The 15,566-nt window shown below is 40.5% G+C and carries 15 protein-coding genes, 20 tRNA genes and 2 rRNA genes; 4 read left to right on the top strand and 33 right to left on the bottom strand.

Features of this window, described 5'->3' with window-relative positions:
- Nucleotides 1-15: 15 nt before the first annotated feature.
- The 6 genes from ACXYMX_RS09935 to ACXYMX_RS09960 all read right to left on the bottom strand — a co-directional run bounded on the left by ACXYMX_RS09935 (nucleotide 16) and on the right by ACXYMX_RS09960 (nucleotide 2,831).
- Nucleotides 16-462 (bottom strand): hypothetical protein, encoded by a 447-nt coding sequence (locus ACXYMX_RS09935; protein WP_459044098.1) that lies wholly within the window; start codon nucleotides 460-462, stop codon nucleotides 16-18.
- A complete protein-coding gene (locus ACXYMX_RS09940; RefSeq protein ID WP_459044099.1) occupies nucleotides 459-1,244 on the bottom strand; it encodes an alpha/beta hydrolase family protein in 786 nt (261 codons plus the stop codon). The genes ACXYMX_RS09935 and ACXYMX_RS09940 overlap by 4 nt, the downstream gene beginning before the upstream one ends.
- Nucleotides 1,222-1,704, bottom strand: a complete 483-nt coding sequence (locus ACXYMX_RS09945) for an NUDIX domain-containing protein (RefSeq protein WP_459044100.1) — start codon at nucleotides 1,702-1,704, stop codon at nucleotides 1,222-1,224. Before ACXYMX_RS09945 ends, ACXYMX_RS09940 begins: the two co-directional genes overlap by 23 nt.
- A gap of 37 nt (nucleotides 1,705-1,741) precedes the next feature.
- Nucleotides 1,742-2,050: a transposase gene (locus ACXYMX_RS09950; protein ID WP_459044101.1), complete on the bottom strand. Its 309-nt coding sequence runs from the start codon at nucleotides 2,048-2,050 to the stop codon at nucleotides 1,742-1,744.
- An 84-nt stretch (nucleotides 2,051-2,134) separates the two neighbouring features.
- On the bottom strand, nucleotides 2,135-2,317 hold the full coding sequence (locus ACXYMX_RS09955; RefSeq protein ID WP_459044102.1) for a putative motility protein: 183 nt from the start codon (nucleotides 2,315-2,317) through the stop codon (nucleotides 2,135-2,137).
- A gap of 64 nt (nucleotides 2,318-2,381) precedes the next feature.
- Nucleotides 2,382-2,831, bottom strand: a complete 450-nt coding sequence (locus tag ACXYMX_RS09960; protein ID WP_459044103.1) for a Dps family protein — start codon at nucleotides 2,829-2,831, stop codon at nucleotides 2,382-2,384.
- Nucleotides 2,832-3,032: 201 nt separating this feature from the next.
- Here ACXYMX_RS09960 and yidD point away from each other — a divergent pair, with 201 nt between their 5' ends.
- Together yidD and ACXYMX_RS09970 are read left to right on the top strand one after the other, a co-directional pair.
- Complete coding sequence (gene yidD / locus ACXYMX_RS09965) at nucleotides 3,033-3,266, top strand: membrane protein insertion efficiency factor YidD (RefSeq protein WP_459044104.1); 234 nt, start codon at nucleotides 3,033-3,035, stop codon at nucleotides 3,264-3,266.
- Between the two features lie 137 nt (nucleotides 3,267-3,403).
- Nucleotides 3,404-4,354 (top strand): metal ABC transporter solute-binding protein, Zn/Mn family, encoded by a 951-nt coding sequence (locus ACXYMX_RS09970; RefSeq protein WP_459044105.1) that lies wholly within the window; start codon nucleotides 3,404-3,406, stop codon nucleotides 4,352-4,354.
- 51 nt (nucleotides 4,355-4,405) lie between these two features.
- Here the strand turns inward: ACXYMX_RS09970 and ACXYMX_RS09975 are convergent, their stop codons facing one another.
- Genes ACXYMX_RS09975 through ACXYMX_RS09995 form a run of 5 tightly spaced genes read right to left on the bottom strand, consistent with a single transcriptional unit; the run spans nucleotide 4,406 to nucleotide 10,656 of the window.
- Nucleotides 4,406-5,851 (bottom strand): o-succinylbenzoate--CoA ligase, encoded by a 1,446-nt coding sequence (locus ACXYMX_RS09975; protein ID WP_459044106.1) that lies wholly within the window; start codon nucleotides 5,849-5,851, stop codon nucleotides 4,406-4,408.
- 58 nt (nucleotides 5,852-5,909) lie between these two features.
- Nucleotides 5,910-6,728 carry a 1,4-dihydroxy-2-naphthoyl-CoA synthase gene (menB, locus tag ACXYMX_RS09980; RefSeq protein WP_459044107.1) on the bottom strand — a complete coding sequence of 273 codons (819 nt, stop codon included), beginning with the start codon at nucleotides 6,726-6,728 and terminating at the stop codon, nucleotides 5,910-5,912.
- A gap of 14 nt (nucleotides 6,729-6,742) precedes the next feature.
- A complete protein-coding gene (menH, locus tag ACXYMX_RS09985) occupies nucleotides 6,743-7,537 on the bottom strand; it encodes a 2-succinyl-6-hydroxy-2,4-cyclohexadiene-1-carboxylate synthase (RefSeq protein ID WP_459044108.1) in 795 nt (264 codons plus the stop codon).
- 28 nt (nucleotides 7,538-7,565) lie between these two features.
- Nucleotides 7,566-9,278: a 2-succinyl-5-enolpyruvyl-6-hydroxy-3-cyclohexene-1-carboxylic-acid synthase gene (menD, locus tag ACXYMX_RS09990; protein ID WP_459044109.1), complete on the bottom strand. Its 1,713-nt coding sequence runs from the start codon at nucleotides 9,276-9,278 to the stop codon at nucleotides 7,566-7,568.
- Complete coding sequence (locus tag ACXYMX_RS09995) at nucleotides 9,271-10,656, bottom strand: isochorismate synthase (protein WP_459044110.1); 1,386 nt, start codon at nucleotides 10,654-10,656, stop codon at nucleotides 9,271-9,273. Before ACXYMX_RS09995 ends, menD begins: the two co-directional genes overlap by 8 nt.
- A gap of 163 nt (nucleotides 10,657-10,819) precedes the next feature.
- Here ACXYMX_RS09995 and ACXYMX_RS10000 point away from each other — a divergent pair, with 163 nt between their 5' ends.
- The gene (locus tag ACXYMX_RS10000; protein ID WP_459044111.1) at nucleotides 10,820-11,731 is read left to right on the top strand and encodes a 1,4-dihydroxy-2-naphthoate polyprenyltransferase; all 912 of its coding nucleotides are present in this window, start codon (nucleotides 10,820-10,822) and stop codon (nucleotides 11,729-11,731) included.
- Between the two features lie 203 nt (nucleotides 11,732-11,934).
- Nucleotides 11,935-12,576, top strand: coding sequence for a TraR/DksA C4-type zinc finger protein (locus tag ACXYMX_RS10005; RefSeq protein WP_459044112.1), 642 nt, complete (start codon nucleotides 11,935-11,937; stop codon nucleotides 12,574-12,576).
- 346 nt (nucleotides 12,577-12,922) lie between these two features.
- Here the strand turns inward: ACXYMX_RS10005 and ACXYMX_RS10010 are convergent.
- From ACXYMX_RS10010 to ACXYMX_RS10115, 22 genes are all read right to left on the bottom strand, one after another.
- Nucleotides 12,923-12,994 (bottom strand) — tRNA-Glu (locus ACXYMX_RS10010).
- A 7-nt stretch (nucleotides 12,995-13,001) separates the two neighbouring features.
- Nucleotides 13,002-13,092: transfer RNA gene (locus tag ACXYMX_RS10015), tRNA-Ser, on the bottom strand.
- Nucleotides 13,093-13,100: 8 nt separating this feature from the next.
- Nucleotides 13,101-13,175 (bottom strand) — tRNA-Asn (locus ACXYMX_RS10020).
- Between the two features lies 1 nt (nucleotide 13,176).
- Nucleotides 13,177-13,253: transfer RNA gene (locus ACXYMX_RS10025), tRNA-Ile, on the bottom strand.
- A gap of 4 nt (nucleotides 13,254-13,257) precedes the next feature.
- Nucleotides 13,258-13,331 (bottom strand) — tRNA-Gly (locus ACXYMX_RS10030).
- A gap of 4 nt (nucleotides 13,332-13,335) precedes the next feature.
- Nucleotides 13,336-13,411, bottom strand: a tRNA-Phe gene (locus tag ACXYMX_RS10035).
- Between the two features lie 84 nt (nucleotides 13,412-13,495).
- Nucleotides 13,496-13,571 (bottom strand) — tRNA-Asp (locus ACXYMX_RS10040).
- Nucleotides 13,572-13,574: 3 nt separating this feature from the next.
- Nucleotides 13,575-13,649: transfer RNA gene (locus ACXYMX_RS10045), tRNA-Met, on the bottom strand.
- A gap of 199 nt (nucleotides 13,650-13,848) precedes the next feature.
- Nucleotides 13,849-13,941 (bottom strand) — tRNA-Ser (locus ACXYMX_RS10050).
- Between the two features lie 10 nt (nucleotides 13,942-13,951).
- Nucleotides 13,952-14,028: transfer RNA gene (locus ACXYMX_RS10055), tRNA-Ile, on the bottom strand.
- A 7-nt stretch (nucleotides 14,029-14,035) separates the two neighbouring features.
- A tRNA-Met gene (locus ACXYMX_RS10060) sits at nucleotides 14,036-14,109 on the bottom strand.
- Between the two features lie 26 nt (nucleotides 14,110-14,135).
- A tRNA-Ala gene (locus ACXYMX_RS10065) sits at nucleotides 14,136-14,211 on the bottom strand.
- Between the two features lie 30 nt (nucleotides 14,212-14,241).
- Nucleotides 14,242-14,318 (bottom strand) — tRNA-Pro (locus ACXYMX_RS10070).
- A 31-nt stretch (nucleotides 14,319-14,349) separates the two neighbouring features.
- Nucleotides 14,350-14,426: transfer RNA gene (locus tag ACXYMX_RS10075), tRNA-Arg, on the bottom strand.
- Between the two features lie 24 nt (nucleotides 14,427-14,450).
- Nucleotides 14,451-14,539, bottom strand: a tRNA-Leu gene (locus ACXYMX_RS10080).
- A gap of 19 nt (nucleotides 14,540-14,558) precedes the next feature.
- Nucleotides 14,559-14,633, bottom strand: a tRNA-Gly gene (locus ACXYMX_RS10085).
- Nucleotides 14,634-14,640: 7 nt separating this feature from the next.
- Nucleotides 14,641-14,722, bottom strand: a tRNA-Leu gene (locus ACXYMX_RS10090).
- Between the two features lie 11 nt (nucleotides 14,723-14,733).
- Nucleotides 14,734-14,809, bottom strand: a tRNA-Lys gene (locus ACXYMX_RS10095).
- A gap of 8 nt (nucleotides 14,810-14,817) precedes the next feature.
- Nucleotides 14,818-14,893: transfer RNA gene (locus ACXYMX_RS10100), tRNA-Thr, on the bottom strand.
- Nucleotides 14,894-14,909: 16 nt separating this feature from the next.
- Nucleotides 14,910-14,985: transfer RNA gene (locus tag ACXYMX_RS10105), tRNA-Val, on the bottom strand.
- 169 nt (nucleotides 14,986-15,154) lie between these two features.
- A 5S ribosomal RNA gene (rrf, locus tag ACXYMX_RS10110) occupies nucleotides 15,155-15,270 on the bottom strand.
- Nucleotides 15,271-15,452: 182 nt separating this feature from the next.
- Nucleotides 15,453-15,566: ribosomal RNA gene (locus ACXYMX_RS10115) — 23S ribosomal RNA — on the bottom strand; the annotation flags it as partial.

Genomic DNA, 15,566 nt, shown 5'->3' on the forward strand with positions numbered 1-15,566 from the left:
TTTGTAAAAATCACGTCATTCATAAACAGTAAATGCGGTATCTTCTTCAAAAAATGATTTTACTTTTTCAATTTCCTCATCGTTCTCAGGATAAAAGACGATTTCACCGCCATAATGTCCAACAGTAAGAATATTTACTCCTGATACGTCAAATAGAAAAATAGAAAACCATTTCAAACCGCCCCGTATATCATACGAGTCTGCTAACACCCAGTCTACAAGATCATCCGTAAGCTCGGAATGATAAACGATGGTTTCTTCAATGGTCCCGGTTTTAATCATTTTATCATCCAACTGTTCACGAATTTCCTTCTCAACTACCCAACAATGGATTTCCATCGTTGCGGCTTTCTTTGAAAACATCGACCATAGCGAATTCCAAAACGATGAGTCTTCGGGGAATCCGATTTGCTTTTCCTCAGTACTGATTGTTTTGGGTGCTATATACACATGCTTTCTCACTCGCCTTGCCCTCTCATCCACTTACAAAGATCACGGACGATTTGTACGTTCTTCACGGGTGGAATATGGTGATTGTATGTCGGAAAGTACCATGTGTCTACAAGTTCATCATGTTCACTCAATGCATGTTCCAATAGCTTTGCTTGGTTGAATGAAACATGTTCATCCAACATCCCGTGGATAATTAAAATAGGTGCTTCGATTTCATCTACCCGCAGTAAGGCCGTTCGATCAAGATAGGCATCTGGTTGGTTCGTTGGAGTACCGCCTATTACTCGGCGCATCATACGGCGCATATCCTTTCGCTCTTTGTATGTCAATATGACGTCCGATACGCCAGCCCATGTCACAACTGACGTTATATCGTCACGTAATATTGCTGTCCAAAGTGCCATAATACCGCCCCGTGAAAATGCGAATAAGTGAATGCGCGATGTTTTCAAGTGCTGCTTTAGTACGTCAACTGCATTCACAGCATCCATACGGTCAGCTCCACCGAATTCATCTCGCCCTTCACCTCCACGATTCCCACGGTAGTAAGGTGCAAAAACGATAAATCCATTTGACGCTAATTGTGCTATCCGTGCTGGACGGACCATTCCGACATGTTGGATACCGCCTCGCAAATAAAGGATCCCCTCATAATTACCAGCCTTTAACGGTTCAGCAAGCATTCCCTTCACTTTCAATCCATCTGACCAATAAGTTATTTCTTCCAGTCGAATTTGCGGATTTGGTGAGGGGTATAATTTTCTTGCTTCAATTAAGCCGTCTTTGTTCATACATATTCACCCACTCTCGAATCGCAGGCATTCCTTCGTCCTTCATGTAAAAACTTAAGTTTAAGCACGAGTTTAATTCAAGGTCTGTCATCCAGACTGCGCCCTCTGTTTCGTGAAGTTCAGGATGTTCTTCAATAGCGGCAACTTCAGCTGTAAATACAGCCTTGCAAAAGGGTTCTTCGCTTTCAACAACATATTCAGCAAACTTTGTTAGATTTGTTATCGTCACGCCCGTTTCTTCGATTACTTCCCGAATAGCTGCTTCTTCAATTGCTTCGCCTTCTTCTGCTTTGCCCCCAGGAAATTCAATTCCTCTTTTTCGGTTAAGTGTAAGGAGCCATTTATCATTGTGTTTCAACACTACTAAAACATGTCTCGCAGGCATATTAAATCGATTACGTCCAAATGTAAGTTCAACACGTGAACCTTTTTCATCATTGAATGATACGATAGCAATCACTTCCTTTCGTTCAGTGTAGCGAACGAAAACAAGGATTTCAACGGAAATATGGCAACTGTTCTATAAAACGTTTAGATTCTTCATTTGTAAATTCATGTATAAGTGCATAGATTTTTTGAATTCTAATTTCAATTTGATCACTGAATCCACCAAATTGTTTCGGCATTAATGGAAAGTGCGATCGAAGAAAGTTCTGAAATTCAAAGGAATCGACTTGATCAAATAGGCGTTTAAAAACCGGAACATATTCTTCCGTAACCACTACTTCATATTCCCAAGGAGCGTCGTCCGGATAATTATAGACTCTTTGATTAACTACGGATACGTACATTTTGTATTGTTTCATTGCAAACCCACCTTTTCTTACTAGTATGGTTCAATGAAATAAAAACATGCATCTTCATTTTCGAAGATGCATGTTTTCTCCAACCTATGCTTTCACATCAATTGAATTTCCTTTGCTTGGATGTGCAGCAACGGGTTGATCTGCCAGACCATTCAACATTTCAGTAACAGCAGCACTTTCCATCGAAAGGGATTTGTTCAACATACTCATTTGAACAGTTGATTGAAGACTTCTAAGTTGGCTTGCCATAATCGAATTCATATCCATTATGTATGCCTCCCTTCACACTCTTTATATCGACTGCCCTGGAAATAATTTAAGTACATAACGCTTAATTATTTGGTTCTCCAAGAAATGCATTTAGCATCCACTGGTGCTTTTCAATACTTTGATAAACCGCATTCAACAAGTCTTCTGTCATATCGTCCCCAATTTTTGCCGCCTCATCCATCCCTGATTTAAGAGACTTCATAATTTCATCAAAATCTTCAACGATTGTTTTTACCATATCATCCGTTTTCTCTTTTCCAGTTGCTTCCGATACTACCGATTGTTCAAGATGTTCTTTAAGTGTAGCAACTGGATTGCCTCCTAAAGTTAATATGCGCTCCGCAATTTCATCCATATGAACTGTTGCTTCATTATAAAGTTCTTCAAATTTTGCATGCAATGTAAAAAACTGATGACCTTTTACATACCAATGATAATTATGCAATTTAGCATACATTGTCGACCATGTGGCAACTTGAATATTCATTTCTTCAACTAATTTTTCTGACATACGACCAATCACTCCTTAGATAATAAATACAAGCTCACTATTACTTTTCCCCAGAGAAATGGTAATCAAACATAACTTTACAATAATAAAGTTCTTGTACCCGATTAATGTAGTCCTATTAACAAATTTTGAAATCGTATCCTGTCATCATTGGTACTAAAGATGTTATAATAACTGCATCTTTCAAATTAGGAGTCCGCAATGAAAAAACTACTTTCTCTACTCATAAAATTTTATCAAAAAGCAATTTCTCCACTGACACCACCGTCGTGTAGATTTTATCCAACATGTTCACACTATGGACTTGAAGCGATTGAAAAGCATGGTGCCCTTAAAGGTTCATGGCTATTAACTCGAAGAATTTCAAAATGTCATCCCTTCCATGAAGGTGGTTTCGACCCTGTCCCTGAAAAGACTTCAAAAAAAAATAAGTAGCCTTCCTTTGATTCAGCTTCTCTGCTGAATTTTTTTCTCTTTTAGTTGCCAAATGATAAATTCTCTTGTATGATTAAAAAAGTCGGCTCCCTAAATCGTAACGGTTCCTATTTGCGATCAATGAAAGGTTGGATGAAATGAATAAGAAATACATATTACTCTTCTCTTTTTTAACACTCCTCTTACTCACCGCTTGTGGTAACAAGGATAAAGAAATTAAATCTGATCAATTAACCATTTATACAACAGTATACCCTCTTCAATATTTCACAGAACGAATTGGAGGCAATTCAGTTAATGTGAAATCCATTTATCCACCAGGGGCAGATGAGCATACATTTGACCCAACACAACAAGAAATGATCATGCTGGCAGACTCAGACTTATTTTTCTATATAGGGCTTGGGCTTGAAGGTTTTGTGGAAAAGGCAGAGAAGACCCTCAGTGGTCAGCATGTAAAGTTAGTCGCCACCTCAAAGTCAATCACAGAAGATATGCTAGGAGAAGGACATGACGAGGAAGAAGATGAGGGACATCAAGATGAAGATCATCATCACTCTGAACTAGATCCTCATGTATGGATGTCTCCCATTTTGAGCGACTCCCTTGCCTTTTCAATTAAAGAAGCATTAATTGAAGCAAAGCCAGAGATGAAAGCAGAATTCAATAAGAATTTCGAAGCTCTTCGTGATGAGTTATTGCAACTCGATCGTCAATTTATTGATATGGCAACAAATGCAAAACAAAAAACATTTTTCGTATCTCATTCGGCATTTCGCTACATTGCAGATACATATGGGCTTGAACAAATTGCTGTTGCAGGATTAAACTCTCAAAGCGAACCCTCTCAAAAACAATTGGCGACTCTCGTCGAATATGCAAAAGAAAGAGACATTAAGTATGTGTTATTTGAGCAAAATGTTAATTCAAAACTTACAGATGTAATTCGCAAAGAGATAGGTGCCCAGTCACTAATGCTTCATAATCTCGGGGTGCTCACGACAGATGATATCAAAAACAATGAAGACTATTTTTCATTGATGGAAAAGAATATTGATACACTAAAATTAGCGCTTAGCGGTAAGTAACTATCAAAAGGACACAGATTCTAGCAACTAAACTAGAATTCCGTGTCCTTTTTACTCTTCATTAATCCATTTTCTTAACTCGCGACGCAATAATTTATTGGATGCATTGCGGGGTAGGCTTGTAACAAATCGAAATTCAGCTGGAACTTTATAGCGTGCAAGATGTTCTTCACAATATTGTTTGAGCTGTACTTTTGTGACTTCGGTACCTGCAACTACAAATGCAACGGGAACACTCCCCCATGTTGCATCTTTTTTCCCACAAACACCAACTTCTCTAACATCTGGATGTCCTAATAAAACATTTTCGATTTCAGCTGGATAAATATTTTCTCCCCCCGAAATAATCAAATCAGATCGTCGATCAACGATGTACAAATAACCCTCTTCATCCAGATAACCTATATCACCTGTAGGGAGCCATCCGTCAATCAGTGGGCTGTCTTCGGCACTTTTCCCAATATACCCAGGTGTCACATGTGGACCACGAATATAAACTTCTCCGTTTTCATAGGGTTTTATTGTGTCTATGATCTTTATTTGATTGAAGAAAAGAGGTTTTCCTGCTGAACCCATTTTACGCATGGCGTCTTTAGTGGATAATGTAGCAGTTTGAGAACTTGTTTCTGTCATACCGTATGTTTGTAGGATTGGAATTTGACATTTGTCTGCTCGTTTTAAATAATCTATTGGTACGGTGCCGCCTCCAGCAAGCATTGTTTTAAAGGATGGATGTGCAACTTGACCTCGTTTTTCCAATTCGGCAAGAATCTTATCCAATGTTAAGGCAACTACAGATATACGCGTTACCGAGCCGCTCTGAATGTCATCTGCAACTTTCACGGCATCAAACTTCTCAAAGAGTCGAACTTCCATCCCGTAAAGCACAGATCGAACGAGTATTGAAAAACCACTGATATGAAATAAAGGCATAGTACATAGCCACACATCCGACTCATCAAGCCCTAAATTTAAAACAGAAGATAATGCGCTTGAAACGTGATTTCCCGCAGTTTGTCTAACGCCTTTCGGATACCCAGTTGTGCCTGAAGTATACATAATTGTAATCGTACGATCGGTTTCCCAATCTTTTTCGATTTCAAATGATTTCTCTTCACTTTCTTGAATCTTCGAAAACAGCAATAAAGGAACTTTAGGATTGGGTATTTGCTCTTTCAAGTTATCCATTACGACAACGGCAGCTGCCTCTGAGTCATTTAGTTGCCATTCAAGTTCGTTCCGAGTCAATCGATTATTTAACATTACAATTTCAAGGCCTAAAAGCATACATGCATGGATCATAAATACCATTTCTTCATTCGAATGACCAAGCAATCCGATTCGCTCCTTCGGATTCAAACCATTTGCTCGAAGTTTACGTGCCAGCATCAATGAATTCTCTTTCATTTCTTCAAATGTCCATTGCTTGCCCTCAAATGATATCGCTATTTTGTCAGGTGTTAGGTATGCACGTTGAATCAGCCAATTTGGGATCATTGTCTTCACCTTTCATTCAGAAAAAGCTACCCGGTTAGAGGTAGCTTCTTTAACATTTTTAAGGGAAACGTGGGAATTGTCCAAAGTCCGGCTTACGTTTTTCTTTAAACGCGTCACGTCCTTCTTTCGCTTCATCCGTTGTATAATAAAGTAGTGTTGCGTCTCCAGCCATTTGTTGAAGTCCAGCTAAACCGTCTGTATCAGCATTCATTGCAGCTTTAACAAAACGAAGTGCTGTTGGACTCATGCCAAGCATTTCCTCACACCATTGAACGGTTTCGTCCTCTAACTGATCGTAAGGAACAACAGTGTTAACTAATCCCATATCGAGCGCCTCTTGTGCATTGTATTGACGGCATAAGAACCATATTTCACGGGCTTTTTTATGACCAATAATTCTCGCTAAGTACCCTGAACCATAACCTGCATCGAATGAACCGACTTTTGGTCCGGTCTGTCCGAAAATTGCATTGTCCGCAGCAATTGTCAAATCACATACGACATGAAGGACATGTCCTCCGCCAATTGCATAACCGGCAACCATTGCAACTACAGGTTTAGGTATTACGCGAATTAAACGCTGAAGATCGAGAACGTTTAAGCGTGGAATTTCATCATCCCCAACATATCCGCCGTGTCCACGAACGCGTTGGTCCCCACCAGAACAGAATGCTTTCTCTCCCTCACCAGTGAGAACGATTACACCGATACTTGAATCATCACGAGCACGTGAAAATGCGTCAATTAGTTCCGTCACTGTTTTTGGGCGAAATGCATTTCGGACTTCTGGACGATTAATCGTAATTTTACCGATACCACCGAATTGTTCATACTTAATATCCTCGTATGTACGAATTGTTTCCCATTGACGTGTCATAAATAATACCCTCCTCAATTTTTAAGTGAATTAATATGTTCCTCTATCATTGTAGCAAATGAAGTCGGATTTTCCACATGTATTGCATGTCCTACCTCATTTATTATTTCATGTTGCGCAAATTTCAGGTTTTCTTTCATTTCCCGGGCAATAATTACGAACTTTATGTCGATTTCACCAGTAATTAGGAGCACAGGGACGTGAATCGATTCGAGTTCATTCCAATAGGATGATTGGCTACCTGTTCCGATTCCAATAAGGCTGTTTCGTAACCCTACCTCACTTTGTTTTAGGCGCTCTGTTCGAATCTTCATTCTTTTCGTTAAAGGTAAATTTAATTGTGTTGAAAAAAGAGGGATTCTTTCCCAGAAGTTAATAAATGAAGTCAATCCTTCTGTTCCAATCCTTTTTGCCAGTTTTTCATCAGCTAACTGCCTTTCTTGTCTTTCCACTTCTGTTCGAAGGCCAGGTGAAGCACTTTCTAGAATTAATGAAGACACACGGTCTGGATATGTAACAGTGTAAGCCAGCCCGATACGCCCTCCCATAGAATAACCGACTAAAGTAAAGCGTCTGAGTGACAATAATGCAAATACACTTTCCAAATCTTCCACTTGTTGCTCCATAGAATAACGTTCAGGACTTTCTGGAACACCTGACTTTCCATGACCAGTTAAGTCGACAGCTACTATCCTGAACTTTCCTTCTAAGAATGAAGATACTTCATTCCACGTTTCAGCACTTCCAGTAAAACCATGTAAAAAAACAATTGCCGGGAGTTTAGTATCACCAATTATTTTTACATTCACTTCATTCCCTCGTATTGTGAGTAGTTTTTCAGTCATTGGAATCAAGTCTTTCTACTATTTCAGACCACAACTTACGATGTGCTTCCACATTTACAGTTCGATCTGTAAATACTTCTATAATCCGAAGGGGCTTCACTTTTTCTACTAACAGTTCTTTCTCAAAATTAGCTACTGAATTCACAGCTGTATATTGTGCATCGTACATCGCAGCAACGTGATTGAATGTCAAACCAGTTGGAGTACCAAAAAGTTTTTCAAAATGAGTCTCTTCGTTCGCTTGCGGAAGATAAGAAAAGATTCCTCCACCATCGTTGTTCATAATTACAATCGTTAAGTCTGTCTCATGAAAACGAGTTGCAATAAGTCCATTCACATCATGCAAAAATGACAAATCACCTATTAATAACCATGTTGGACGTTGGCGTGCAGCTTGAATACCAAGTGCGGTTGATACTACTCCATCGATTCCATTCGTTCCACGATTTGAGAATATTTTAACATCTCTATTCGTTTTCTGGAAGAATGTATCGACATCACGGATTGGCATACTGCTTCCGCTAATTAAATCTGTGCCGTTGGGTAAATGTTTAAATAACCTTTGATTATAAGCACCCTCATCAGTATCTGTTCCAACATATCCTTCAATGATGCTACTTGCATTAGCGTTCGCTTCTGACCATAACTTCGCGTAAGATGTCTCTTGTTTATCCACCAAAACTTTCATTACTGCATTTGCTTCTGACTGAATATGATGTGTGACCACACCAATCGGGTCTCTAAACTCTGGTGATTCATCTATTGCGATTACAGTCTCCGGACGTACTTTTTTCAAGTAAAGAGCTAATGGTTTCGAAACTGGCTGTGCGCCAAACCAAATAACCGTATCTGGAATTGCCTTTTCACAAAACGATTCACTTTTTAACAAAGCATCATAACTATCTATACAAAGTGATGCACAATTTAAAGGTACTTCTGAGCGAAGATTAGATAAGGAATCGCATAATACTGGCCAATTTAAAGCTTTTGCGAATTGCCAAAATACTTTTTTATCAATGCCAACTGGCAATTCTCCAGCAATAATAAAACCTTGTTTTCCGTGCTGAAGCATTTTGACTAGCTCTTCCTTAACAAATGAATCAAGTTCTCCAGTAGACTTCATATATTTCTTGAACGTAGCAGGTGTTTTCTCAAAATCAAAATTAATTCCTAGCGGTTCCCGGAATGGAACATTCAAATGTACAGGTCCTATTGGTGCAGAAAGACCAACTGACAGTGCTCGTCTAATATGCCGATCTATAAAATTGTCTATCTCAAAATTATTTTCAGCAAGTGGAAAATCAACACTGTACTTCACATGGTTTCCATACATGCGGATTTGATCGATTGCCTGAGGAGCACCCACTTCCCGAAGTTCATGAGGTCGGTCTGCAGTTATAACAACTAGGGGAACACGAGCATAATGCGCTTCCGTAACAGCTGGGTAGTAATTCGATGCAGCCGTTCCTGACGTACAAAGTAAAACAACGGGTTCCCCCGTTGCTTTCGCCAATCCTAATGCAAAATAACCTGCCGATCGTTCATCAATTTGTATATATACCTTAAGTTCCTTTGTTAAATTAAATGCATATGCAAGAGGCGTAGAGCGTGATCCAGGGCTAATGACAACAGATTTTACACCTGCGTTTAGCAGTGCATCCGTCATTCGAAAAACATAATTTGTTAAACTGGCCATCTTATCCATTTAATTTACCTCCTAGTGCTCGCAGGACAGGTCTAAACTTCACCCATGTTTCATCATATTCCTGTTCAGCTACAGAGTCTGCTACAATTCCCCCGCCGGCATATAAATACGCACATTCCTTATCCAATAGCGCTGAGCGTATTGCTACCGCAAATTCTCCGTTCCCCTTTGTATCCGTCCAACCAATAGGAGCCGCATAATAGCCACGATCCATATTTTCTTCATCACGAATGATTTTCATAGATTTCATATGTGGAACCCCACCCAGTGCAGGAGTCGGATGAAGGGCCTCTACTAAGCTGAAGATATCTGTACCTTCAGCAATGTCTCCCTCAATTGGTGTAAATAGGTGTTGAATATCACGAATTTTCATTAGTTTCGGTTGCTTTGGCATCGAGATGTTTGTGCAGAATTCATTGAACACATCGGAAATCATTTTAACGACATAATGGTGTTCGCCAAGATTTTTGTTATCATTCAGAAGCTTGGTACCTAGTTCCCTGTCTTCTACAGCTGTCTTTCCACGTTCGATAGAACCTGCAACACAAGCCGAATAAGCCCTACCATTTGATACTTCTATTAGTCTCTCCGGTGTTGCACCAAAAAACAATTGGCTTTTATTTTGAATACCAAAATGATAACTTTCCTGCTGTTCATTGGATATATGTTGCAAAGCAGTAACTGAAGACACTTCATTTTCAAAATGTAATTTTACAGTTCGTGCAATCACAACTTTTTCAGCATCTTTGTTTCGGATTTGGGCCGTGACATTTGTAACTGCCTGCAAATAACTTTCTTTATCCAGTTCTTCAATAGATAGAACTGTCGGTTTTGGATGTAGAACAAATTCATTCACTTGCGCGACATGAATAAGTCGATCTCGTTCTTCACGTAATTGCTCAAATTCATTTAACGCATTATGAGCTGTTGTTACAAGGTTGATGGAAATAGTCGTTTTGCCATTTTTAGTTCTTAACTGAAATGAAGGTACTACAAAATGAGCCGATGGAAACTTGTCCCACTCAGACTCTTTTCTACTCTTTGGATCAAATGTAAATCCACCAAAAAGAATCGGATCAATATCTTTTTCTTCTTTAATAAGTCCTTCACAAAGCTTCTTCCATTCATTTGATATATCTTTGAAACGACCGTCTGCTTCATTACTTGCTAACACCTTAGCATGTCCAATTCCTACAAACGTCAATGTATTGTCTCCATTGCGCCAATAAAAACGTTCCTCGTTGTAGTTCGTATCGCCAGCTTCAAAAAAAGCAAGTGGGGAGATACGACTTACTTCGATAGTTTCTGTGAAGAAACGTACATAACCTTTATCAAATTCTATATTTTGTTCGCGCGTAGCGATTAGTTTCCTATTCATCTTTTTCCCTCCGAAGATTAACGAACATACTTAGAGTTGCTATCCTACCTCTATCATACAGAATTTTGCACGTTTCGGCACATAATAAGCAGGGACCATATTCACTTTGATGATTTTAGAGTATAATAAATAAGGTTAATTAAATAGTAGGGAGAGAACTATTTTGGCACAAAGCATAAAAGCTGATACAGGCTGGCGAATTTGGTGGCAACTTACACGCCCACACACATTGACAGCTGCATTTGCTCCGGTATTCCTAGGGACTACAATTGCATTGCAGTACGGAACTATCCATTATACGCTATTTTTTGCGATGCTGATCGCAAGCATACTTATCCAGATGGCCACCAATATGTTCAATGAATACTATGACTTTAAACGTGGTCTAGATACTGAGGAATCTATAGGTATTGGTGGAGCAATCGTTCGCAACGGAGTAAAACCGAAAACAGTACTAAATCTTGCCTTTCTATTGTATGCAATTTCCGTTTTAATTGGAATCTACATATGTATGGAAACTTCTTGGTGGTTGGCACTTGTTGGAATAATTTCTATGATGATTGGCTACTTCTATACAGGAGGACCTTATCCAATTGCCTATACCCCATTTGGTGAGCTTGTCTCGGGTGTTGTTATGGGCATGTTACTAATTCTTATAGCATTTTACATACAAACCTCTACAGTCACTACAGAGGCTGTCCTGCTGTCTATACCGAGTATGTTGCTTGTTGGAGCTATAATGATGGCAAATAACATCCGGGACCTTGAAGGCGATAAGGAAAGCGGTAGAAAAACACTTGCAATTCTTTTAGGTCGTTCAAATGCAATTACATTTCTTGCTCTGTTTTTCTTGATTTCCTATGTATGGATTTTCGGGTTAATTATTTTTGGCCAACTTACACCATGGGCACTTCTAATTTTATTGAGCGTTCGCAAACCGATAAAAGCAATATCCATATTTAAAAAAGGCCTGCTTCCGCTCCAAGTAATGCCTGCCATGAAAGAAACAGCTGTGACAAACACTGTCTTTGCTTTATTACTTGGCATTGGAATTCTTTTAGGTCACCTTTTCTAAGTAAATAGAAAGCTGCCATTGACTCTGAAAATTAGAGTCAATGGCAGCTTTCTTATTTATTTTATTGAAGCATCGAAATATTTTCTGTAGATAGTATTTAGACTAAAGGATTTGTTAAATACCCACAAATGATTTCACTATACTAATATTCACCGTTAAGATGGATAGACTAATTTTAACAACAAAAAAGGATGTGACCTATCTTGGATACTGAAAAGCAATTATTGCTAAAAAATATGTTGCTAGATATGAAAAAACAACTAATTAAAACTGAACAAGAAACGGATATTACAACTAGTGCACAGGAAACTTCTGGCGAATTATCTATGTATGCCAATCACCCTGGTGATTTGGGAACAGAGTTATTTGATAGAGAAAAGAATATGGCGATTAATGTGCATGTAAACTCTGAACTCGAAAAAATTAATAACGCCTTATCATCAATTGAAGTGGGCAAATATGGTGAATGTGAAACATGCGGAGTTACCATTCCATTCGAACGACTCGAAGCAATTCCTTATACGACCGTATGCATAGAACATTCGACCGAGCATAAAGCTAATGCAGATAGACCGGTTGAAGAAGCAGTGTTGAAACCATCCTATGCGAACTCGTTTTCAAAAAATCAAGATGGTGCTATCAAAGACTATCAAGATAGTTTTAAAGAGGCAGCACAAGATGGTACCTCAGAAACACCATCCGACTTTATGGGTGATCACGACAATTATCAAACTTTATACGACAATCAAACTGATGGTGAGACGAAAGAGATTTTGGAATCATTGATTGATAATGGAATTACAGGTCGAGGTATAGATGGAATTGAGTCTGTAGAGTTAGATTGATAAAAAAATTGCTCTAAGTCAAATGTGGTGATGTGTTTTCATGTCACTCTTTTTTCATGTATATACAAAGAGTACTGTTGATTTTCGCTACAAGAGAACGCGAGGGGCAACCTCAACCACTTCCCTTACCACGTTCAGTCCAGGGTCTTCAGTAGGCTAAATAAATACCAAGACCTTTATACTTAATATTCAATACCACATTTGCTCGAGCGTGAACAAAGCGTTTAAACCCATCTGCATTTCGCTTCATCATTCGCGTCATCACTTTTGTTTTGTAATTAATTCAATCCCAATATATTGTAGAACGAAAAAAACCAACACAGTCAATGTGTTGGTTTTTTCATAATGACCCCTACGGGATTCGAACCCGTGATACCGCCGTGAAAGGGCGGTGTCTTAACCGCTTGACCAAGGGGCCAAAAATATGGCGGAGAAGGAGGGATTCGAACCCTCGCACCGCTTACGCGATCTATGCCCTTAGCAGGGGCACCTCTTGAGCCGCTTGAGTACTTCCCCGTATAAATTGGCTCCGCAGGTAGGATTCGAACCTACGACCGATCGGTTAACAGCCGATTGCTCTACCACTGAGCTACTGCGGAATGGTGGGCCTAAGTGGACTCGAACCACCGACCTCACGCTTATCAGGCGTGCGCTCTAACCAGCTGAGCTATAGGCCCACATTGGAGCGAGTGAAGGGAATCGAACCCTCATCATCAGCTTGGAAGGCTGAGGTTTTGCCATTAAACTACACTCGCAAAATGGTGGCTCAGGACGGAATCGAACCGCCGACACAAGGATTTTCAGTCCTTTGCTCTACCGACTGAGCTACTGAGCCATAGTTGATTTTCGTAAAGTTATAATCTTTCAGCTCAAATGCTTACTTAACTTTTCAAGTTTACTAAATCTGTTTTTAAAAAAGTGGCGGTCCCGACGGGAATCGAACCCGCGATCTCCTGCGTGACAGGCAGGCATGTTAACCGCTACACCACGGGACCATTTGGTTGCGGGGACAGGATTTGAACCTGTGACCTTCGGGTTATGAGCCCGACGAGCTACCACTGCTCCACCCCGCGACAATGTTATTAGTAATACTTTAGTAAATAGTACGCAGTATGTTGTGTAGGACACCTTACGTCGCTTTGCGACTGTCGGTGTTAATCGCTATCTTCATTTAGCGATTTGCTCCACCCCGCGATAATATTATTAGAATTAGAATTAGACTTAATTTAATAATTTGCTTACTACTGTAAAGTTATAGTTAGTTCAAAAAAATGGAGGAGGAAGAGGGATTCGAACCCCCGCGGGTTTTGACACCCCTGTCGGTTTTCAAGACCGATCCCTTCAGCCAGGCTTGGGTATTCCTCCGTAAATATGTTGGTGGACCTTGCAGGACTCGAACCTGCGACCGGACGGTTATGAGCCGTCTGCTCTAACCAACTGAGCTAAAGGTCCTTAAAGATGGCGGCAGAGGGGATCGAACCCCCGACCTTACGGGTATGAACCGTACGCTCTAGCCAGCTGAGCTACGCCGCCAGGATCTTTATATGAGTTGATGATAATGGTGGAGCCTAGCGGGATCGAACCGCTGACCTCCTGCGTGCAAGGCAGGCGCTCTCCCAGCTGAGCTAAGGCCCCATAAAAATTGGGATATTAATAATGAAATAGTGGTCGGGAAGACAGGATTCGAACCCGCGGCCCCTTGGACCCAAACCAAGTGCTCTACCAAGCTGAGCTACTTCCCGATATGATTAATACAACACTATTCAAAAATAATGGCGCGCCCGGCAGAAGTCGAATCCACAACCTTCTGATCCGTAGTCAGACGCTCTATCCAATTGAGCTACGGGCGCATAAATAAACGGTTATTAAATTATTGGTGCCGAGAACCGGAATCGAACCGGTACGGTAGTCACCTACCGCAGGATTTTAAGTCCTGTGCGTCTGCCAGTTCCGCCACCCCGGCAAGGGTTATTAATAAAAAGTGGAGCGGAAGACGGGATTCGAACCCGCGACCCCGACCTTGGCAAGGTCGTATTCTACCACTGAACTACTTCCGCATAAAAGTGCGGGTGAAGGGAGTCGAACCCCCACGCCCGAAGGCACTAGATCCTAAGTCTAGCGTGTCTGCCAGTTCCACCACACCCGCACGTTAAAAGATGGTGAGCCATGCAGGATTCGAACCTGCGACCCTCTGATTAAAAGTCAGATGCTCTACCAACTGAGCTAATGGCTCAAAAATAGTGGTGCCGGAGAAAGGACTTGAACCCTCAACCTACTGATTACAAGTCAGTTGCTCTACCAGTTGAGCTACTCCGGCGTTATTCGAGTATAGATGGTGGAGGATGACGGGCTCGAACCGCCGACCCCCTGCTTGTAAGGCAGGTGCTCTCCCAGCTGAGCTAATCCTCCAGGATAAAAGTGTCATAAGCTTCGCATTACTGCGTCAACTTCACTTGCTCATTCAGTCACGTACTTAGGTACGTTCCTTCTTACTCTCGATTGTTTCATTGTTCTACTCACTTCTCCCACTTTTGTTGGAAGTTTGAGAAATTCAACTATATGTAATGAAATTGTACAGGCCTGGCAACGTCCTACTCTTGCAGGGGGATACCCCCAACTACCATCGGCGCTGAAGAGCTTAACTTCCGTGTTCGGTATGGGAACGGGTGTGACCTCTTCGCCATCATCACCAGACCTGGACAACTATTCTGAAAGACAATATTCATTATATCAAGTCTTTAGAAATTTACAAGTCTTTTTTGAATAAATAATACTTATTTATTCAAAACTGGATAAAACAGACATTAGAGTTCAGTTAGCAAAGCTAAAAGAACGTTCTTCGAAGCGGTTTGTGAATCAAGCAAACCTGATTACTTTAGGTTAAGTCCTCGATCAATTAGTATCCGTCAGCTGCACGCGTCGCCGCGCTTCCACCCCGGACCTATCAACCTCATCATCTTTGAGGGATCTTACTTACTTGCGTAATGGGA

It is taken from the genome of Sporosarcina sp. CAU 1771, from assembly GCF_054482775.1.